At 42.5% G+C, this 17,969-nt stretch carries 10 protein-coding genes; 7 read left to right on the top strand and 3 right to left on the bottom strand.

Translation table 11 applies throughout. From position 1 onward, the window contains the following. Positions 1–4: 4 nt before the first annotated feature. From G5B43_RS14990 to G5B43_RS15000, 3 genes are all read right to left on the bottom strand, one after another. Positions 5–2,983, bottom strand: a complete 2,979-nt coding sequence (locus G5B43_RS14990) for a SusC/RagA family TonB-linked outer membrane protein (RefSeq protein ID WP_165295613.1) — start codon at positions 2,981–2,983, stop codon at positions 5–7. A 403-nt stretch (positions 2,984–3,386) separates the two neighbouring features. Continuing rightward, entirely contained in the window at positions 3,387–5,324 is a 1,938-nt protein-coding gene (locus tag G5B43_RS14995; RefSeq protein WP_165295614.1) for a RagB/SusD family nutrient uptake outer membrane protein, read from the bottom strand. Between the two features lie 24 nt (positions 5,325–5,348). After that, entirely contained in the window at positions 5,349–8,663 is a 3,315-nt protein-coding gene (locus tag G5B43_RS15000) for a SusC/RagA family TonB-linked outer membrane protein (protein ID WP_165295615.1), read from the bottom strand. 370 nt (positions 8,664–9,033) lie between these two features. Here G5B43_RS15000 and G5B43_RS15005 point away from each other — a divergent pair, with 370 nt between their 5' ends. The 7 genes from G5B43_RS15005 (at position 9,034) to G5B43_RS15035 (ending at position 17,968) form a co-directional block, all read left to right on the top strand. Then, positions 9,034–10,125: a family 43 glycosylhydrolase gene (locus tag G5B43_RS15005; protein ID WP_165295616.1), complete on the top strand. Its 1,092-nt coding sequence runs from the start codon at positions 9,034–9,036 to the stop codon at positions 10,123–10,125. Positions 10,126–10,131: 6 nt separating this feature from the next. Further along, positions 10,132–11,274 (top strand): glycoside hydrolase family 43 protein, encoded by a 1,143-nt coding sequence (locus G5B43_RS15010; RefSeq protein ID WP_165295617.1) that lies wholly within the window; start codon positions 10,132–10,134, stop codon positions 11,272–11,274. A 140-nt stretch (positions 11,275–11,414) separates the two neighbouring features. After that, a complete protein-coding gene (locus G5B43_RS15015; protein WP_165295618.1) occupies positions 11,415–12,695 on the top strand; it encodes a Gfo/Idh/MocA family protein in 1,281 nt (426 codons plus the stop codon). Between the two features lie 21 nt (positions 12,696–12,716). Next, positions 12,717–14,102, top strand: coding sequence for a DUF1080 domain-containing protein (locus tag G5B43_RS15020; RefSeq protein WP_206367376.1), 1,386 nt, complete (start codon positions 12,717–12,719; stop codon positions 14,100–14,102). Positions 14,103–14,124: 22 nt separating this feature from the next. Continuing rightward, positions 14,125–15,540, top strand: a complete 1,416-nt coding sequence (locus G5B43_RS15025) for a Gfo/Idh/MocA family oxidoreductase (protein WP_165295620.1) — start codon at positions 14,125–14,127, stop codon at positions 15,538–15,540. A gap of 226 nt (positions 15,541–15,766) precedes the next feature. After that, positions 15,767–17,248: a sulfatase gene (locus tag G5B43_RS15030; protein ID WP_165295621.1), complete on the top strand. Its 1,482-nt coding sequence runs from the start codon at positions 15,767–15,769 to the stop codon at positions 17,246–17,248. Positions 17,249–17,365: 117 nt separating this feature from the next. Further along, entirely contained in the window at positions 17,366–17,968 is a 603-nt protein-coding gene (locus G5B43_RS15035; RefSeq protein WP_165295622.1) for an RNA polymerase sigma factor, read from the top strand. Position 17,969 lies beyond the last annotated feature (1 nt).

The raw sequence follows: 17,969 nt of genomic DNA on the forward strand, positions 1-17,969 counted from the left end.
AAAATTAAAACCTTACATTTAAACCAACCATAAACTGTCGTGCTAAGGGGGTATCGTTGATAGGTGCTTCAGGATCAATTCCGTTATGTTTACTTACGTATGAAGAGAAAACAAAAGGATTTTGAGCCATAAAATAGACCCGTAGTGATTGAGCGCGTATCTTTTTAGCAATATTTTCGGAAAAATTGTATCCTAAATTAATATTTCGGATTTTAATAAAGGAACCGTCGTAGTACCATAAAGTCGAATTGAAAAATGGTTTCTCCTGATTGGCGTTCGGTTGAGGGTGTGTTGCATCCGGGTTATTAGGTGTCCAATAATCTACATTCAGGTTGTTGTACCGACCCTGTAATGCCATGAGAAGGCCTTCATGTGCAAAACTTTTAATCATGTTCCCAAACTGCCCGAAAGCCAAGACAGATAAGTCAAATTGTTTATAAGAGAAACGGTTATTAAATCCTACAGTCAGATAGGGTATTTCTGTACCCAAAATCTTACGATCGTCAGGATCAAGTTGTCCGTTTCCGTTGTTATCCGCGACACGAATCTGTCCAACAGCGGAAGCAAATTTCCGAGCCTCTTCTTCCTGTCCGGCTTGCCAAATACCTATTTTTTCGTAGTCGTAAAAAACAGTGATGGGTTCTCCAATGAAGCGACTATTTCCGATATCGTCCACTTTACCTTGTGAAAGCTCTAATATAGCCTCTTTGTTATGTGATAGATTGAGGTCTGTGGACCATGTAAATCCATCTTTATTCGGAGATTCAAAGTTAACCGTTGAAAGGCTGAATTCGATTCCTCTATTGCGGGTCGACCCGACATTCTCTAAAATACTGCGGAAACCACCTGTAATAGGTAGTACCCGCGGTAATAATAAATCCCGCGTAGTCGCTTGGTAAACTTCGAGACTTCCCGAAAGCCTATTGTTGAAAAAGCCAAATTCAATCGCAGCGTTAGCAGAGGCGGTGGTTTCCCACCTCAGTTTATTGTTGCGTATAGTATTCGGCCGGTATCCGAATGCAGCGCCTCCTCCGAAATCATAGGATGTGCGCGCTAATAAACCTTGGGTTTGGTAAGGATCGATCGCTGTATTACCTGTTTCGCCATAAGATAGGCGAAATCGTAAGTTACTCAAACTTTCTGCGTTTTGAAGAAAATCTTCATTGATAACATTCCATGCGAATGCCGCGGACGGAAAAAATCCCCATTGATGTCCTAGCGCAAAACGCGAAGACCCGTCATATCGGCCTGTTAGCGTAAAGAGATATTTATCCTTCAAAGCATAGTTGATTCGTCCCATGTAGGAAAGGATAGCCCAATTTTCGTAATTGCTACTGACGGAGCTAATCTGGGAGGCTTGACCAAGGTTATAATATTCCATACTCTCTACCGGCACGCCTAGTACATCAGCTCCACTGGCTTCTATCCGCCTCGTTTGTACACTATATAGGCCTGTCACATCCAGACGATGCCCGTCAAAGATTTCTTTATCATAAGTGAGGATGTTCTCCCAGGTATAGTTGAGCACAAGATCCTCTCCGTGGGAGGCTGTAGGATCACTGAGTCGGCGCCCATTAGTCATGCTACCACGGAAGTTGCCCGTTCTATTGTGGATTAAATCAGGGCCAAAATTTAGACGGAATTTTAAGTCTTTTGTGATCTGCGCCTCACCGTAAATGCTGGTGAATAAGCGAAATCTCCGATTTCGGTTAATGACATTTCCCGGTTGAACATCAAATAATGGATTAGACCGTTGTCCATCACTCATCGGTAAGAAAACGAGATTGCCTTCATCATCATACGGCATGCCTAGCGGATTGTAATTTAATGCTAAGTTATAAGGATTGACATCCATACCATTCCGGTCACTATATGTGCCCAACATGGAGGTTCCAATCTTGAATACGTCGTTGATTTGGTGATCTAGATTTACACGTGTATTGTAACGCGTAAAATCTTGGCCCGGAATGATTCCCTCATCGTCGAAAAAACCAAAAGAAACATTAAACTGTGTTTTTTCGCTACCGCCGTTTATACTTAATTCGTGATTCTGAATATGGCCGGTTTTTACCATTAGGCGGGGATAGTCTGCGTATGTGCCGTTTTGGATAGAACGTAGCTCATCTTCATCAAATATACCACTATTTTTGTCAGCATCGGGATCACTATCGTCATATTGTCCAATAGCACGAAAAGCTTCCCTTTTGTATTCTGCAAATTCTTCCCCGTTCATGATGTCCATATGACGCATAATATTGGACCAGCCGACGTAGTTATTATAATTAACAGAAGTACGTCCTGCTGTGCCACGACGAGTAGTTACGATAATGACGCCGTTGGCTCCTCGGGAACCGTAAATGGCCGTTGCAGAAGCATCCTTTAGGACATCCATAGAAACGATGTCATTCGGATTGATATCGTTGATACCGCCCGTAATCGGTATCCCATCAATGACGTATAGTGGATCGTTGTTTGCTTGAATAGAACGGCGTCCGCGGACCCTGACTGTTGCACCGGCTCCAGGTTTGTTGCCGCCTTGTACTACCTGAACACCTGCAGCGCGGCCTTGTAACATTTGTTGTGCGCCTGTCACGGGGACTGCACGCAGTGATTCTTCAGAAATAGTAGTAACAGATCCGGTCACATCACTTCTTTTACGCGTTCCATATCCCACGACGACGACCTCTTCTAAGGCGTCCGTACTACTTTTTAAGGAGATATCAACAACGTTACTGGTACCTATATCTACCTGCTGAAGCTCATATCCTATGAGCGTAAAAGAAAGAGTTTTTGCTGATTCAGGAACGGTGAGGTTATAATTTCCGTCTTTATTGGACGATGTGCTAGTCGTGGTGCCGACTACACTGACCGTAACGCCTACGAGTGGCTGCCCGGTTTCATCGGTGATTTTACCGGATACTTCTTTTGTTTGCGAACGAATATTTGTCTCGATATTCCCTTCTATCGCCGTTGTGTTAGCCAACGCAGACGTTGCAATCGAAAGGAAGCTACACAAACATGCTACCGAAATTACGTTTGTTCTTTTGGCAAAAAATAAGCGACTTTTGGCTTTATAATAAACTAGCATAAACTTGTATTAACAAACTAACAAAATGTCTATAAATGGTTCCCTCAAGGAATCTAATTAACAAAGTTTGTGAATATCCGTTTGTAGAAATTGCGTAATCGTATCAATAAATTGCTGTTTTGTCTCAATTATGAAAACGAACTGATTACATGTTTTTGGTTCTCGGTCATGAAGCAGAATGAAAATTTTTGACTGAAATAGGGTCTTGCGGGAATACTAGGAACTTAATCCGATTATTCTTTGCAGTGTAAATATTCCTATCAACGCGGTTGCAGCCAGTCGCGTTGATAGGAACGAGCTATTCTCCAGAACTATCTTCATCGGCTACTGCGTCTTGCCAATTCGTCCACATTTCAACACTTGGGTCATAACCGTCATAGCCAGGGTTCTGACTTAATTTACCGAGAATATTAGCATTTATGGCATTTTGCGGAATAGGCCAGTAAATATTATGCGGTGCCATGGTGTACTTTCTATTTCTTACCGTTACCTTATCTTTATTATAATAATCGTTATAATGCTGAATACGTTGATACCAGTAACTGTTTTCTGACAATGTATTCTCATCATAGGTATTGCCAAATTCGTCCGGCTTGCCACTCAAAGCTAGACTATATGATATCCGGCTTAATTCCATGTGTCTCCATTCTTCCATGTACAATTCGCGGGCGCGTTCGTTGACAATATCGCCAATATTAACGGTGGTGTAGAGCTGGCTGCACTGCGCTCTTTCTCTTACGACGTTTACATCCGCTGTTGCTTCTGCAATGTTTCCTTTATAAAAATGGGCTTCTGCTCGCAATAAATACGTTTCTGCTAAACGATAGAAATACCAGTCGGCGGCTCCGCCATCATTTCTATTCGAATTAGGCGTTGCCAAAAAAACCGGATCATCTATATATATTTTATAATGTGGCCAGTTGAACCAGCTGCGAATAGTATCTGTACACAAAAGGGTTCCATTATGCTCCAACCTGAGATTTTCTCCAAAATAGGCATCGGTAGGATCATTATATTTGAGCATTTCCATGCGTGCCCAGTTGCCTGTCGCACTGTTATGGCGCAAGTCAGTTTCATCGTCTACCCCGTTGACATACCACAGACCATGCTGTGCAAAATGAGTTGGTCTTATTGTCGCTATTCCCCTTCCAATAGCACCATTAATATCATATTCGGCCCTGTATTTTGGATCGGTTTTACCCACGGCTAATAAACTTTTTCCATCAGGGGATTTCAATGCGGTACCCTGATTCCACATCGGTCCCCAGTTACGCATAGATTTGTATTGTATAGTCGCATCTGTCGCTTCGCGGTTTGGCATGACTAAAATAGCTTCTGTATTCGCCGCGATGGCTTTGTTAACGGGTCGGTGCAAATCCCAAATTACATTACGGGTTATAGGCCAGCTAATAGGATTGGGGTTGTCAAATGTTCCAAAATGATCGGTCATTAAAGCATATCCGGATTGATTGATCAGGATATTGGCCTGCTCTATAGCCTTATCCCACTGACCGGTCGCTAGGTAGCATTTTATTAACAATTGACGACAAGCTCCTTTGTTTACCAAACCAATAAGATCCATTTGCGATTGATCCGGCACCCATTCTACTGCTTTCTCCATATCTGCAGTAATCATTTCAAGAATGGCCTCGCGACTAGTTGTTTTAAAATTCCTTTTTGGAAATCTGAGTATCTTGGTTACCAATGGCACATCGTTGTACTGAAAACAAAGCGCTAAATAACGGAAAGACCGATGAAAATATGCCCGACCCAAATACTCCTGCTTGGTTGTCTCATCCAAATCGGGTACGTTATCAATAAAACTTGTAATTGCATTCGCATGTTTGATACCGGCGTAAGTTTGACCCCAAAAGTAGGCAATTGAGTTTACGTTATTGTCATACGCCCCATCTGTTGGGGTGAGACGTGTAGCCACGTCGGCAAAAATGTTACCAGCATCTGTTTTACCAGAAACGGCAATATCAGACAGCATATACTCGGTACTAATCGGTACCCAAGCATCTCTTGTTGTTGTACCTCCCCAATACGTACGCAAATGCCTGTCGGCGAGAGCTAGAGTTGCATCAAGACCAGAACGAGTTGAAAATGTTGTCTCAGGCTCATAAAAAGATAGTGGATCTGGCTTTAAAAAATCTGTTGTACAGCCGGAATAGAGGACGGCCGATGCGATACTTATTGCACTTAATGTCGATATATAAAATTTAATCTTTTTCATATTTTTTCAATGCTGATGAATCTGTTACAAAATGATATTTACGCCAAAGGTGAATATTCGTGGCGCCATTTGACCCGTCTCTATATCCCAGTACTGCCAGTTTTTATCTTTGTGCCATACGACGGCATTACGTATGGAACCAAAAACCTTTAACTTTTCGATATTATAAGGCAAGGTTAGGCGAGAAGGAAATGTATATCCTAAACTGATATTATCCAGTCTAATAAATGATCGATCGAATAGTCTTTGAGGGTTATTAAGACCACTTGGTCCCTTAGATTCTAGTCGAGACCAAAAATCGCTTGGATTCTCTGGTGTCCAATATTGCTTTTCGTAGGTGTTCGCGAGGCCTTCACTAATTGTGGACGTTCCATTATCTTGGTTCAGATAGGCGCGGTGACGACTTTTACCTCCCCAATAGGAATACATATTAAAGGAAAAGGTGAAGTTTTTGTACGCAAAGTCGTTACGTAAAGACCACATTATAGGTGCTTGAGATTGTCCAAGGAACTCTTTGTCATTATCGTTGTACACAGGTGTCGTCGTTCCGTCTGCGTTCTGTTTATCGTCTGCTGTATAATTATTGGCTACTATTGGATCTCCAGGACGTTGTTCGTACCTTGCCGCTTCCTCGATTTCATCGACCTGCCAAATTCCTGTTACCCTATAGTCCCAAATAGCACTGATAGGCTGGCCAATGAACCATTCGTTTCCTATATCATCAAGTTCTTTGCTTGACACCACATTCCCGTCTGCATCAAGGACATCCTCGTATTGATAATAAAGATGTTTAATGGAATTCTTGTATTTTGAGAAGCCAAAGGTGGTATTCCAGCTAAAGTTTTTTCGCGTAATATTTTGAGAGTTTACCGATATTTCAAATCCATTGTTTTGTACTTCGCCCAAATTTGTAGTTATACTGGAAAATCCTGCAAAATCCGGTAAAGACTGGTTCATAATCATATCTGTAGTGGACATTTGAAAATAATCCAGTGTTGTGGTGATACGGTTATCTAGAAAACCCAGATCTAAACCTATATTAAAAGAAGCGGTTTTTTCCCATTGTAAATTGATGTTTTCCATACGGTCTATTACGAGATATTGATACTGTATATAATCCCCACCAGCATTCAGATATCCTTGTGTACCCGCGCCATTGGCAAGATTAGCTAATGCGATGTAAGGGCTTTCCAACGATCGGTTACCGTTTTGTCCGTAAGACAAGCGTAGCTTACCATTACTCATAGGGGTCCAGTTAAAGAAATTCTCTCTGGTAAATGTCCAGGCTAATCCGGCAGAAAGAAATGTAGCCCTTGGATTGGCGGAGCCAAATGCCGAATAGCCATCGCGGCGTACGGAGCCGGTAAACATATACTTGTCGTCATAAGAGTAGAATAAACGCGCCAGCATACCATCTGCCGTTTCACGGACATCGTGGGAATCAAACTCACTGAGTAACTTGTCTCCACCACTGGTTTCATGGAGACCTAAAGCATCGGTCGGCTTAATATTTCGGGCATTTATTACATCCATCCAGGACTGGCGTTCTTCTACCTCCTGCACCAGCGTTACATTTACGCGGTGTTTTTCAGCAAAGGTTTGCTCCCAGTTTAGTGTATGATTTAACGACCAATCAAATCGTTTAGTATTTTCGCGTTCAACGCCGGCATTGTTAGTAAGTGGATTCCAGTCCGGATGTTCGGAGGATGCAAAATAGCGTCTGTGAAAAAATTGATAGCGTGGTGCAGCATTAAATGAATAGGTGATGTTGAACGGCAATTTTACTTTAGCGGTAAAAATGGAGTTTAAAACAGTAAAGCCACTTTCCAAATCCTGAAACTGCCTGTTAAAATCATAATTGTAGCCTCTGATCAAACCAGTAAGTCCTGATCCTTGCGGATGTATCTCCAGATTTCCGTCCTCATCTCTATAAGAAGCAAAAGGGCTGTTGGAAGTTATTGCTCTATTCCAATCTGTCGCAATATTTCCATTTGAGCGATCCTGAAAGTTTATATTGGCACCAATGTTTAGCCAATCTGTTATTTTACCATCTACTTTGAGGTTGGAACGTACCGCGCGGTAATTGTCGCCTACGATAACACCTTCGTTATCAAGGTATCCGGCAGACATGTAATAATTGATCTTATCGCTGGCACCCGAAACACTGAGGCTATAATCCTGATTGAAGCCGTCACGGAAACTATGATCGTACCAGTCGAACGATCTTCCGGCAAGGTAATTTGCCAAAACGTTATGATCCAGTCCGATACGTCTGGCATATATTTCTTCATCCGAAGCATCTGCTCCATTAACAGAGTAAGCCCTCCATTGTGCTTCCGTTATACCATATTTAGACAACATTCCTGGGGTTAACTTTTCATAGTAACCCGGTTTGTTTTGGGCCACTTGTGCCTGCGTATCATCGGACATATAAGCCTCATAATTTCCGGTAGCAGGATTGATGTCGTAAGTAGCTGACTTATAGAAGTCTTCCCTATATTGCAAATAGCCATCAGGACCCCATACAGGGCGATTGGCTCCCATGGTTGAAAGCCCAAAGTTTGAAGTAAAGTTAATCTTTGGCTTTCCCTGCTTTCCTTTTTTAGTGGTAATGATAATTACCCCGTTAGCGGACTGTGCACCATAAACTGCAGCAGCCGAGGCGTCCTTGAGTACATCGATCTGCTCAATATCATCTGGATTTATTTCGGACAGTTCCCCGTAAAAGATCATGCCGTCCAGAATAAGCAAAGGAGAATTATGGCTGGCTGCTGTGTAGACGGAACGTTGTCCGCGGATATTGATGCTGCCGCCGTTTTTTGCCGACGCGTCTAACCCAATCGTTAAACCAGGGGTACCCCTCAGGATATCTTGTACAGTACGTGGGTTTTCATCGGCGATATCATCGGGTTTGAGTTGAGTAATCGCGCCTGTTAGGTCTTTTTTCTGCATAGTTCCATAACCGACGACGACCACCTCTTCTAGCATATCAGTACCACTGGATAAGGAAACGTTAATCACATTTTTGGAGCCGATTTGTAATTCTTGTGTTTCGTAGCCTATCAGCGATATAACTAATATTTCCGCTGTACTGGGAACGGATAGGGTGTATTGTCCTTGTTCGTCAGAAGCCGTGCTGAGGGAAGTCCCCCGAACCGTGACGGTCACACTTTCCAAAGGGCTGCCTTCGGTATCCGTTATTCTCCCCCGAATTTCCTTGGTTTGTAGATGGATTGTGTTTATTTCTGTATTTGACCCAGCGGTAACCCTATGATTCGGTATGCCTACCGAAAGCAAACATAATAGGCAGCTGGTAGAAATCCATTTTGTTCGCGCCATATAAAAATGACGATTGATTTTATAAGGAGTCTGCATAAGATTAATTATAGTTGCATAGTTAAATTGTTTATAATGGTCCCTTAATGGAAACTTAATAGGCAAAGTTGGTTAATATCAATAGATTGAAGTTGCCTGATTGTATCAATAAATTGTTTTTTTGTCTCATTCGTGAAACCCGGGGAAACGTATTTTATGTTGTCGGTATGATACAAAACGACGCTTTTTTGAGTTAAAATGAATACTTTTTATAAGGTGTAATTCGCAATTTTGTTTCTATTGCTTTTTTTGCAAAGTCTTTCTTAAAGGTGCAATTATAAACAAGTTATTTATTTAAATTATATAGTATTAAAATCGACAGTATTTATAAAAAATGAAAATAAAAAGTAGAACGTTTGTTTTTCCTATTTTTCAATTGATTTCGTCTTGTCTGTTTCTTGCTTGCGCAAGCAATGCCGGCGGGCAACGACATGTTTCCAAAGAAAGCAATCCGGACAAAGAGTTCGTTAATCCAGTATTCGAGCCGATTCTGGCTGATCCTACCGTTATGCGTGATCCCGTTTCAGGAAGCTTCTACGCATACGGCACCCAAGACGACTGGGGCGATGGCGCAGGAAGTAGGTTGGTTCCTGTATTGAAGTCGCAAGATCTGACCAACTGGGAAGTGGTAGGCGAAGCGTTTGAATCCAAACCTCGTTGGAAGAAAAGCGGAGGGATTTGGGCACCAGAAGCTGTCTATATGGACGGCAGGTATTTTCTATACTATGCATACTCAACCTGGGGCGATGCGAATCCAGGTGTTGGTGTGGCTACCGCCGAAAAGCCAGAGGGGCCATTTAAAGATCACGGGAAAATTTTTGATAGTAAATCGATTGATGTGCCGAATTCCATCGATCCCTTTTTATGGGAGGAGAATGGGGAGAAATTCTTGTTCTGGGGGAGTTTTGACAATGGTCCTAAACAAGGTACCTTTGGCGTTCCTTTGCAGGGAGATGGCTTAGCAATTACGGATGCTAACTCAAAGTTCAAAGTTGCTGCCGGCGATCTGGAAGCTGTTATTATCCATAAGCATGAGGATTTTTATTATTTTATTGGTTCGCGCGGCTCCTGTTGCGAGGGGGTGAGGAGTACCTATCATATGGTGGTCGGAAGATCTAAAAATCTGAAAGGCCCATATCTAGATAAAGAAGGACGCGATCTACGGGAAAGAGGAAACGGTACACTCATGCTTAAAGCAAATGATAAATTCGTGGGGGTCGGGCATGGCTCCCGTATTATGGCAGATGATGCAAACCAAGATTGGATTTTATACCATGGAATTGATGTAGCCAAAGGGAAGGTCTCCGGAGGTGCGAGTAGACGGATGCTATTCCTGGATAAGGTAGCTTGGATAGATGGCTGGCCAACTATAGAAGGAGATATGCCAAGCACAAATGCGCAGAATAAACCTTATTTTAAACAATAGAAAATCATGAATAAATTATTTTTTATCCTAATTGGATTGCTGTTCACCATGATGTCGTGTAATAGCAATCGTACAGAAAGTCAGGAAAATCAAAAAGATCCCGAAAGCCAAGATAATAAAGTAACGGTATACGAGTCGAATAATCCACTGGATGTAGCATTTGGTGATCCATTTATTGTTTATGATGATGAATCGGATGTGTATTACATGTATGGGACTGGTGGTGTTAAAAATGGCTTCATGGCCTATTCGTCCAAAGATTTAAAGACTTGGGAGAAACGTGGACAGGTCTATTCGTCAGATCAAGAGAAGGCATGGGGAACAAAAGATTTTTGGGCGCCAGAGGTATATAAACGCAACGGGAAGTACTATATGTTCTATAGTGCGCATTGGAAGAACAATCCGAACAACGAATTGGAAAATTATAAAATTGGGGTGGCTGTTTCGGACAGTCCTACCGGGCCATTTGAAGATATGACGGGAGAACCTCTATTTGATCCCGGTTATCCCATTATCGATGCCAATGTTTACTTCGCGGAAGACGGTAAATTGTATTTATATTATTCTAGATGCTGCTACAAACACGCTGTAGAGTCCGAAATTGCTGATTGGGCCCGGGAAAAAAAGATGTTTGATGAAATAGAAGAAAGCTGGATATATGGTGTAGAGCTAGCGGCTGATTTCTCTTCTGTCATAGGTGAGCCGGTGCTCTTGCTCAGACCTCCCGTTTCGATGGATGATCAGCAAGCCGAATGGGAAAGCCGATCGGTAACTTCTGGTGAAGTAAACCGCAGATGGACGGAAGGATCGTATCTGATGAAGCATAAAGACACATACTACATGATGTATTCTGCAAATTTCTTCGGTGGAAAGCACTATGCTGTCGGATACGCCACATCAACTAGTCCGTTAGGGCCTTTCCAGAAATCGGAAACAAATCCTATTTTACAAAAGAATACGGAAAGTGGCGGTATCGTATCGGGTACTGGGCATAATAGTGTGTTGGAAGACCGGGACGGAAAGATGTGGTGTGTATACCACGGCAGAACAAGTAAAACCGGCGACGATCGCTTGGTATTTTTAGATGAGTTGCAGCTAACAGAAAATGGAGAATTAAAGGTTAACGGACCCACGGTGAAAGGAGATTAAACCCCTTTAAAATTACAACGTTTTCGTAAATTAAATATTACGCGTGCAGAAACTACGTTCGATATTCTTTACATTTGACTTAATTGTAAGCCCGAAAGAATAAGATTGAATTTCTTGAAATCGGAAAAAATAAGTACGCAATGAACAGAAAAGATTTTATAAAGATTTCATCGATTTTTGCTGCATCTGCTTTTATGCCTTTTTCTGAGGCTCTTGCTAGCCAAGTATCCCTTAGGGTGGGCTTAATTGGCGCACATGGAATGGGATGGGCAAATTTAAATGCGATATTGAAGAATTCGAACGTACGATGTACCGCCCTATGTGATGTGGATGAGAACGTGTTGGAAAAACGTTCCGCTGAACTAGCCAAGCGAGGTATAAAAGTCAAAACATTTGTTTCCCACCAAGATATGTTGGCGGAAGACTTAGTCGATGTGGTCATTATCGCCACGCCGGATCACTGGCATTGTCTACAGCTCATAGATGCCGTCAAATCGGGAAAACATGTTTACCTGGAAAAACCAATTGGTAATTCCGTACAAGAATGTGATTTGATGGTCAAGGCCGTTGATAACAGTTCCAGTATCGTGCAGGTTGGGCAATGGCAACGAAGTCAACAACATTTTCGGGATGCTATTGATTTCGTTCATTCGGGGAAATTAGGAAAGGTAAGAACGGTAAAGGCATGGTCCTATGTGGATTGGAAAAAAACTATTGAAAAAAAGCCGGATGCACCGGTTCCTGCAGGTGTACATTATGATCGGTGGTTAGGTCCAGCACCTCGGAGACCTTTCAATCCAAATCGTTTCCATTTTGAGTTCCGTTGGTTTTGGGATTATGCCGGTGGACTCATGACCGATTGGGGCGTGCATATGCTGGATTATGCGCTACTGGGCATGAAAGTTTCCGATCCGATATCTGTTATGGCTTCTGGTGGTAAATATGCAGATCCAAATGGTGCTGCTGAAACACCGGATACCATGAATGCGGTCTATGAATTTGAAGACTTCAGTATACAATGGGAACACGCTTTAGGATTAGGGCTGGGGCCATACGGAAGAAATCATGGTGTTGCTTTCATTGGTAACAATGGTACCTTGGTGTTGAATAGAGATGGCTGGGAGGTCATTCCGGAAAAAGGGAAAATGGAAGCGGTTTCTCTTCAAAAACCGAAAGACAATGGGCTGGACGTCCATATGCAGAATTTTGTGCAGGCGATCGGAAAAAAAGATCGTAACCTGTTGCATGCGCCTATCCACGTTGGGGCGCATATCGCCAATTTCTGTCAGATGGGGAATATTGCCTATCGGACAGGTGAGAAACTATATTGGGATAAGACGAAACATAAGTTTACGGACAAAAAGGCCAACAGTTATTTATTAGCAAAATACCAGAATGGATATAAATTGCCGAAAGTTTAGGGCGTTTAAAATAATATGAAGATGAATACAGTATCAAAATTTTTAATGGCTGCGGTTGCAGGAATGATAGCTTACCAGCCCATACAGGTGGAAGCACAACAAGGCAAAGGAAAATGGAAAGATCTCTTTGATGGCAAAACATTGCAGGGGTGGAAACCTGTAGGCGGAAAAGCTCCCTATACGGTCGAGGATGGTGCGATAGTAGGAACGATGACCAAAGGTACGCCCAACTCTTTTTTGATTACAGAGCAGGAATATGGTGATTTTATCTTGGAGGTTGATGTGAAATTAGAGGGAGATAGAACAAATTCAGGTATTCAGACACGTAGCCATTACGATCCAAATGCAAATAACGGCAAGGGTAAGGTATATGGCAGGCAAGTAGAGATCGATCCGACCGAACGCGCATGGACTGGCGGTATTTACGACGAGGCTCGCCGTGGATGGCTCTATCCCTTGGACCTGAATGAGGCGGCAAAATCGGCTTACAAAGCGAATGAGTTTAACCGTATACGCATCGAGGCTATTGGTGATGAAACACGCACATGGGTGAACGATATCCCCGTATCCCATGTTATTGATACGATTGACAGAACGGGTTTTATAGGTCTGCAGGTACACAGCATCTCCGCTGATCTAGACGGTAAGAAAGTATACTTTAAAAATATCCGCATCCAAACACAAAAACTGAAACCGAAACCCTTTTCCAAAGATGTATTTGTTGTTAACCTTAAACCTAATGACTTAAGCAGTGCGGAAAAGAAATCAGGTATTAAATTGTTGTTTGATGGCCACAAAGCGGATCAATGGCGTAGCGTACGTGGCGATGAATTTCCGGCGAAAGGATGGAAAGTAGGCAACGGAGAGATTACCGTATTGAAATCGGACGGTGGTGAGTCTACCAATGGTGGCGATATCATTACAAAAGATCAATATGCTGTTTTTGACTTATCTTTTGAGTTTAAACTGACGCCAGGGGCAAACAGTGGGGTGAAATATTTTGTGACACTGAAGGAAAAAACCAAGGGTTCTGCGATCGGGCTTGAGTTTCAGGTGCTCGATGACGAAAAGCACCCAGATGCAAAAATGGGACGTGACGGAAATCGGACGCTAGCCTCCTTGTATGATTTGATCACATCCAATAAAGACCGGCGTGCGCGCCGGCCAATAGGCGAATGGAACCGTGGTCGAGTAGTTGTCTCGGAAGACAATACGGTAACACACTATTTGAACGGTGTGAAGATGGTTGAATACAAGCGCGGATCGCAAGATTATCTTGATCTGGTCGCGAAAAGCAAATATAAGGACTGGGATAACTTTGGGCAAGCGCCACAGGGACATATCCTGTTGCAAGATCATGGAGACAACGTATCTTTCAGAAATATTAAGATCAAGAAGATTAAGTAATTACCGCTAAACTAAGAAAAATATGAACCATTATCTATCACGTCGTAGTTTTATCGGCCGTGCCGTCATGGCAGGCGGAGGTGTCCTATTGGCGAATAGCGTTTTAGGGAAAATACCTTTCGCCTCTGCCAATGAGCGAGTGAATCTGGCTTGCGTAGGTGTAGGAAATCGCGCAGGTGAAATCATTCGTGATTTGTACAAAACAGGACTTTGTAATATTGTTGCGCTGTGCGATGTCGATATGAACGCCAAACATACACAGGCTATTTTAAAGATGTTTCCAGACGTTCCTCGTTTTCAGGATTTTAGGGAAATGTTCGACAAAATGGGCAATCAAATTGACGCGGTTTCGATCGGTACGCCGGATTTTGCCCATTTCGCGATAACCATGACGGCTTTGGAGCTGGGCAAGCACGTATATGTTGAGAAGCCGATGGCGCAGACATTCTGGGAGGTAGAACTGATGATGCAAAAAGCACGGAAGCATAGTAAGGTGGTCACCCAAATGGGTAACCAGGGACATTCAGAAGCAAACTACTTCCAGTTCAAAGCTTGGAAAGATGCTGGAATCATCAAGGATGTCACCCGGATTGATGCACATATGAATAATGCACGCCGTTGGCACACTTGGGATCCAAATATGAAAAATTTCCCACCGGCAGAAAAGATCCCATCTACCTTAGATTGGGAATTATGGCAAATGCAAACGTTGGGACATGACTACAACAAAGATTTTGTCAACGGTCAATGGCGCTGTTGGTATGATTTCGGTATGGGAGCATTGGGCGACTGGGGTGCACATATCTTGGATACCGCACACGAGTTTCTGGAACTGGGTCTGCCAACACAGGTGGAGGCTACGTATTTGGAAGGACATAACGCTTTCTTTTTCCCTATGTCGTCCACCATTAAATTCCATTTTCCGAAACGGAAGAAGATGCCTGCTGTTGATGTTACCTGGTACGATGGATTGGACAACCTACCTGAAATTCCAGAAGGCTATGGTGTTTCGGGGTTAGATCCTAATATTCCGCCACCGAGTACAGGTGAAATGGAGCCGGCAAAGCTTAACCCAGGAAAGATTATCTACGGAAAAGACCTGACTTTTAAGGGGGCTTCCCACGGGAGTACCCTGCAAATTATTCCGGAGTCGAAAGCTAAGGATTTAGCGAATAAGCTTCCGGAGGTTCCCGAGTCTCCATCAAATCACTTTGCGAATTTCTTAAAAGCTTGTAAAGGCGAAGAGAAGACACGGTCTCCTTTCGAGATCGCCGGACCATTAAGCCAGGTGTTTTGCTTGGGTGTCATTACGCAACGATTAAACGGCAAGATAGAATTTGACCCAGTGAAGAAAGAAATTACCAACGACAAGTTTGCGAATGCATTATTGGTAGGGCCACCACCAGCAAAAGGTTGGGAGCAATATTATAAAGTTTAAATGAATTTAGCGTACAAAGAAACGTTTAACTTTAGATTCTTTGTATGCTAATTTTTCTTGTCTTCATAACCCATAAATGAAGCTTACCATATTATAAATCAATATTCGTAAATATCATGTTGTTATGTTGAGATAGTAAGGTAATAAATTAAGATGATTTGACATATTACTTCAACTATCTTTCTGTAATATTACTGATCGTAATTATCATAATCTATTGTTGAACATGAAAAGAATATTATTATTTTTTGTGATAGGTGTCATCTGTTTTAACAAGACATATTCAAATGACCAACAGACGAATTTGATTAGTGACCGTGATACCACAACCAAGCCCAATTTTATCTTTTTTATTACCGATGATATAGGCTGGAACGATTTAGGATGTTATGGAGATCCGAATGTTAAAACTCCAAATATCGATAGTCTGGCCAGCATCGGATTAAAGTTCGAAAATGCCTACCTGACAACCAGTAGCTGTAGTCCAAGTCGTTCCAGTATTATTACTGGGCGTTATCCCCACAATACAGGCGCACCGGAACTACATGATCCCCTGCCGAAAGGACAGGTGATGTTTCCGCAGTTATTGAAAGAGGCCGGTTACTACACCGTGTTATCTGGCAAGAACCATATGGGGCCGCAAACAAAACATGCGTTCGATATGATCTCGCCGGGCAGGGGGCCAGGGGGAGAAGAAGATTGGAACGAGATTATAAAGAACCGGCCTAAAGATCAACCTTTTTTCTTTTGGTTTGCCTCGCATGATGCACATCGAGACTGGCAGATTAACGATAAAGGTACGCTATATAATCCCGATGATATCGTGGTACCGCCATTCTTGTATGATGGTCCGAAGACTCGTCAGGATCTGGCATCTTATTATCATGAGGTGTCCCGAGCAGACTATCATCTGGGCGAACTAATCAGGGAACTGAAGAAGCAGAATATCTTGGAGAACACCTATATCATCTTTATGAGTGATAACGGACGCCCTTTTCCGAGAAGTAAAGGGCGGTTGTACGACAGCGGGATAAAAACGCCATTTATCGTATATGGTCCGAATATCAATAAGGGTAATACGAATGCACTGATAAGCTCAGTCGATATTGCACCGACAATATTACATTTGGCAGGTACTGAAATAAGCGATCGCATACAAGGCGTGAGTTTTCATGCTCTTTTAAAGGACGCCGGAGGATCTGACCACCGTGATTTTGTGTTCGCCGAACATAATTGGCATGTTTTTCAAGCGCACGAACGAATGGTGCGGTACAAAGACTGGATATATATTAGAAACGCTTTTCCCGAGCGCCAAAATTTGCTCGGAGAATCCACACGTCAATTTCCCGCGGGAAAGGAATTGTGGGAAGCCCATGGCAAGGGGTTGACCGCACCAGAACAAGAAGATGTTTTCCTCAAGCCTCGGGAACAGGAAGAATTGTACTATCTTCCTGCTGATCCACATCAATTTAAAAATCTCGTTTCCGATAAAAAACATCAGGATTCCCTCGTTTATTTGCGAAAAATAATGGATCAATGGATCGAAGAAACGGGCGATTCTGTTCCAAAACACCCAACACCGGATAGGGATGATGTCTACGGAAAACGTTTGCCGGGAGAATGGAAAAAGGGGGAAAGGGCAGGGGCGGCTAAGGATGCTGTAAATATAAATGAAAAAGGCCCTCTGCATATACAGGACGTGCGGTAAAGTTAAAAGTTACAAAAAAGACAGGATAATTTCGTATCTTCACGGCGCGTAAATAAAGATCGCTAGATTATAAATCAAAAGTCGTAAATAACATCTTCTTGTTAGTAAGGATGGGATATGAAATACCTAAAAAATCATACAGATGAAGCATTGGTAGTCTTATTGAATAATGATGACCAAAAAGCTTTTTTGGAGATTTATGATAGGTATAAAAATGAACTGGCTAGGCATCTGGTTCGACTACTTCGTTCCTACGAACTGGCTGAAGAGGTTTTGCAAGATGTGTTTATGATGCTATGGGAGAAACGACATGACATGGATGCTTCAAGGTCCGTTCCGGCTTACCTATACCGGAGCGCAATAAATAAAACCAAGAATGTATTTCGTAAAATAGCGAACGACAACCGTTTACGGGAAGAATTCTTGCACCATTTTACGGCATCAGGCAAGAATGTCGTAGAAGAGTGGATAGAAAACAAGGAAGTTGAACAAGCTCTGCACGCTTTGTTGGATCGCTTACCTCCGCAGCAAAAAAAGGTTTACGTGCTTTGCAAGTTGGACGGCTTAAGCTATAAAGAGGTAAGTGAACAACTAAAAATATCGATAACGACTGTGAATAGCCATATTAGAAATGCGAATCTATTCTTAAAAAGTGAATTAAAGAACCAATCTGAACTTTCCGGCTTTTTATATGCCGCGCTTATTCTTCTTCTTTTTTAAT

Source organism: Sphingobacterium sp. SGR-19 (assembly GCF_011043555.1).
In the GTDB taxonomy this organism is placed as follows: domain Bacteria; phylum Bacteroidota; class Bacteroidia; order Sphingobacteriales; family Sphingobacteriaceae; genus Sphingobacterium.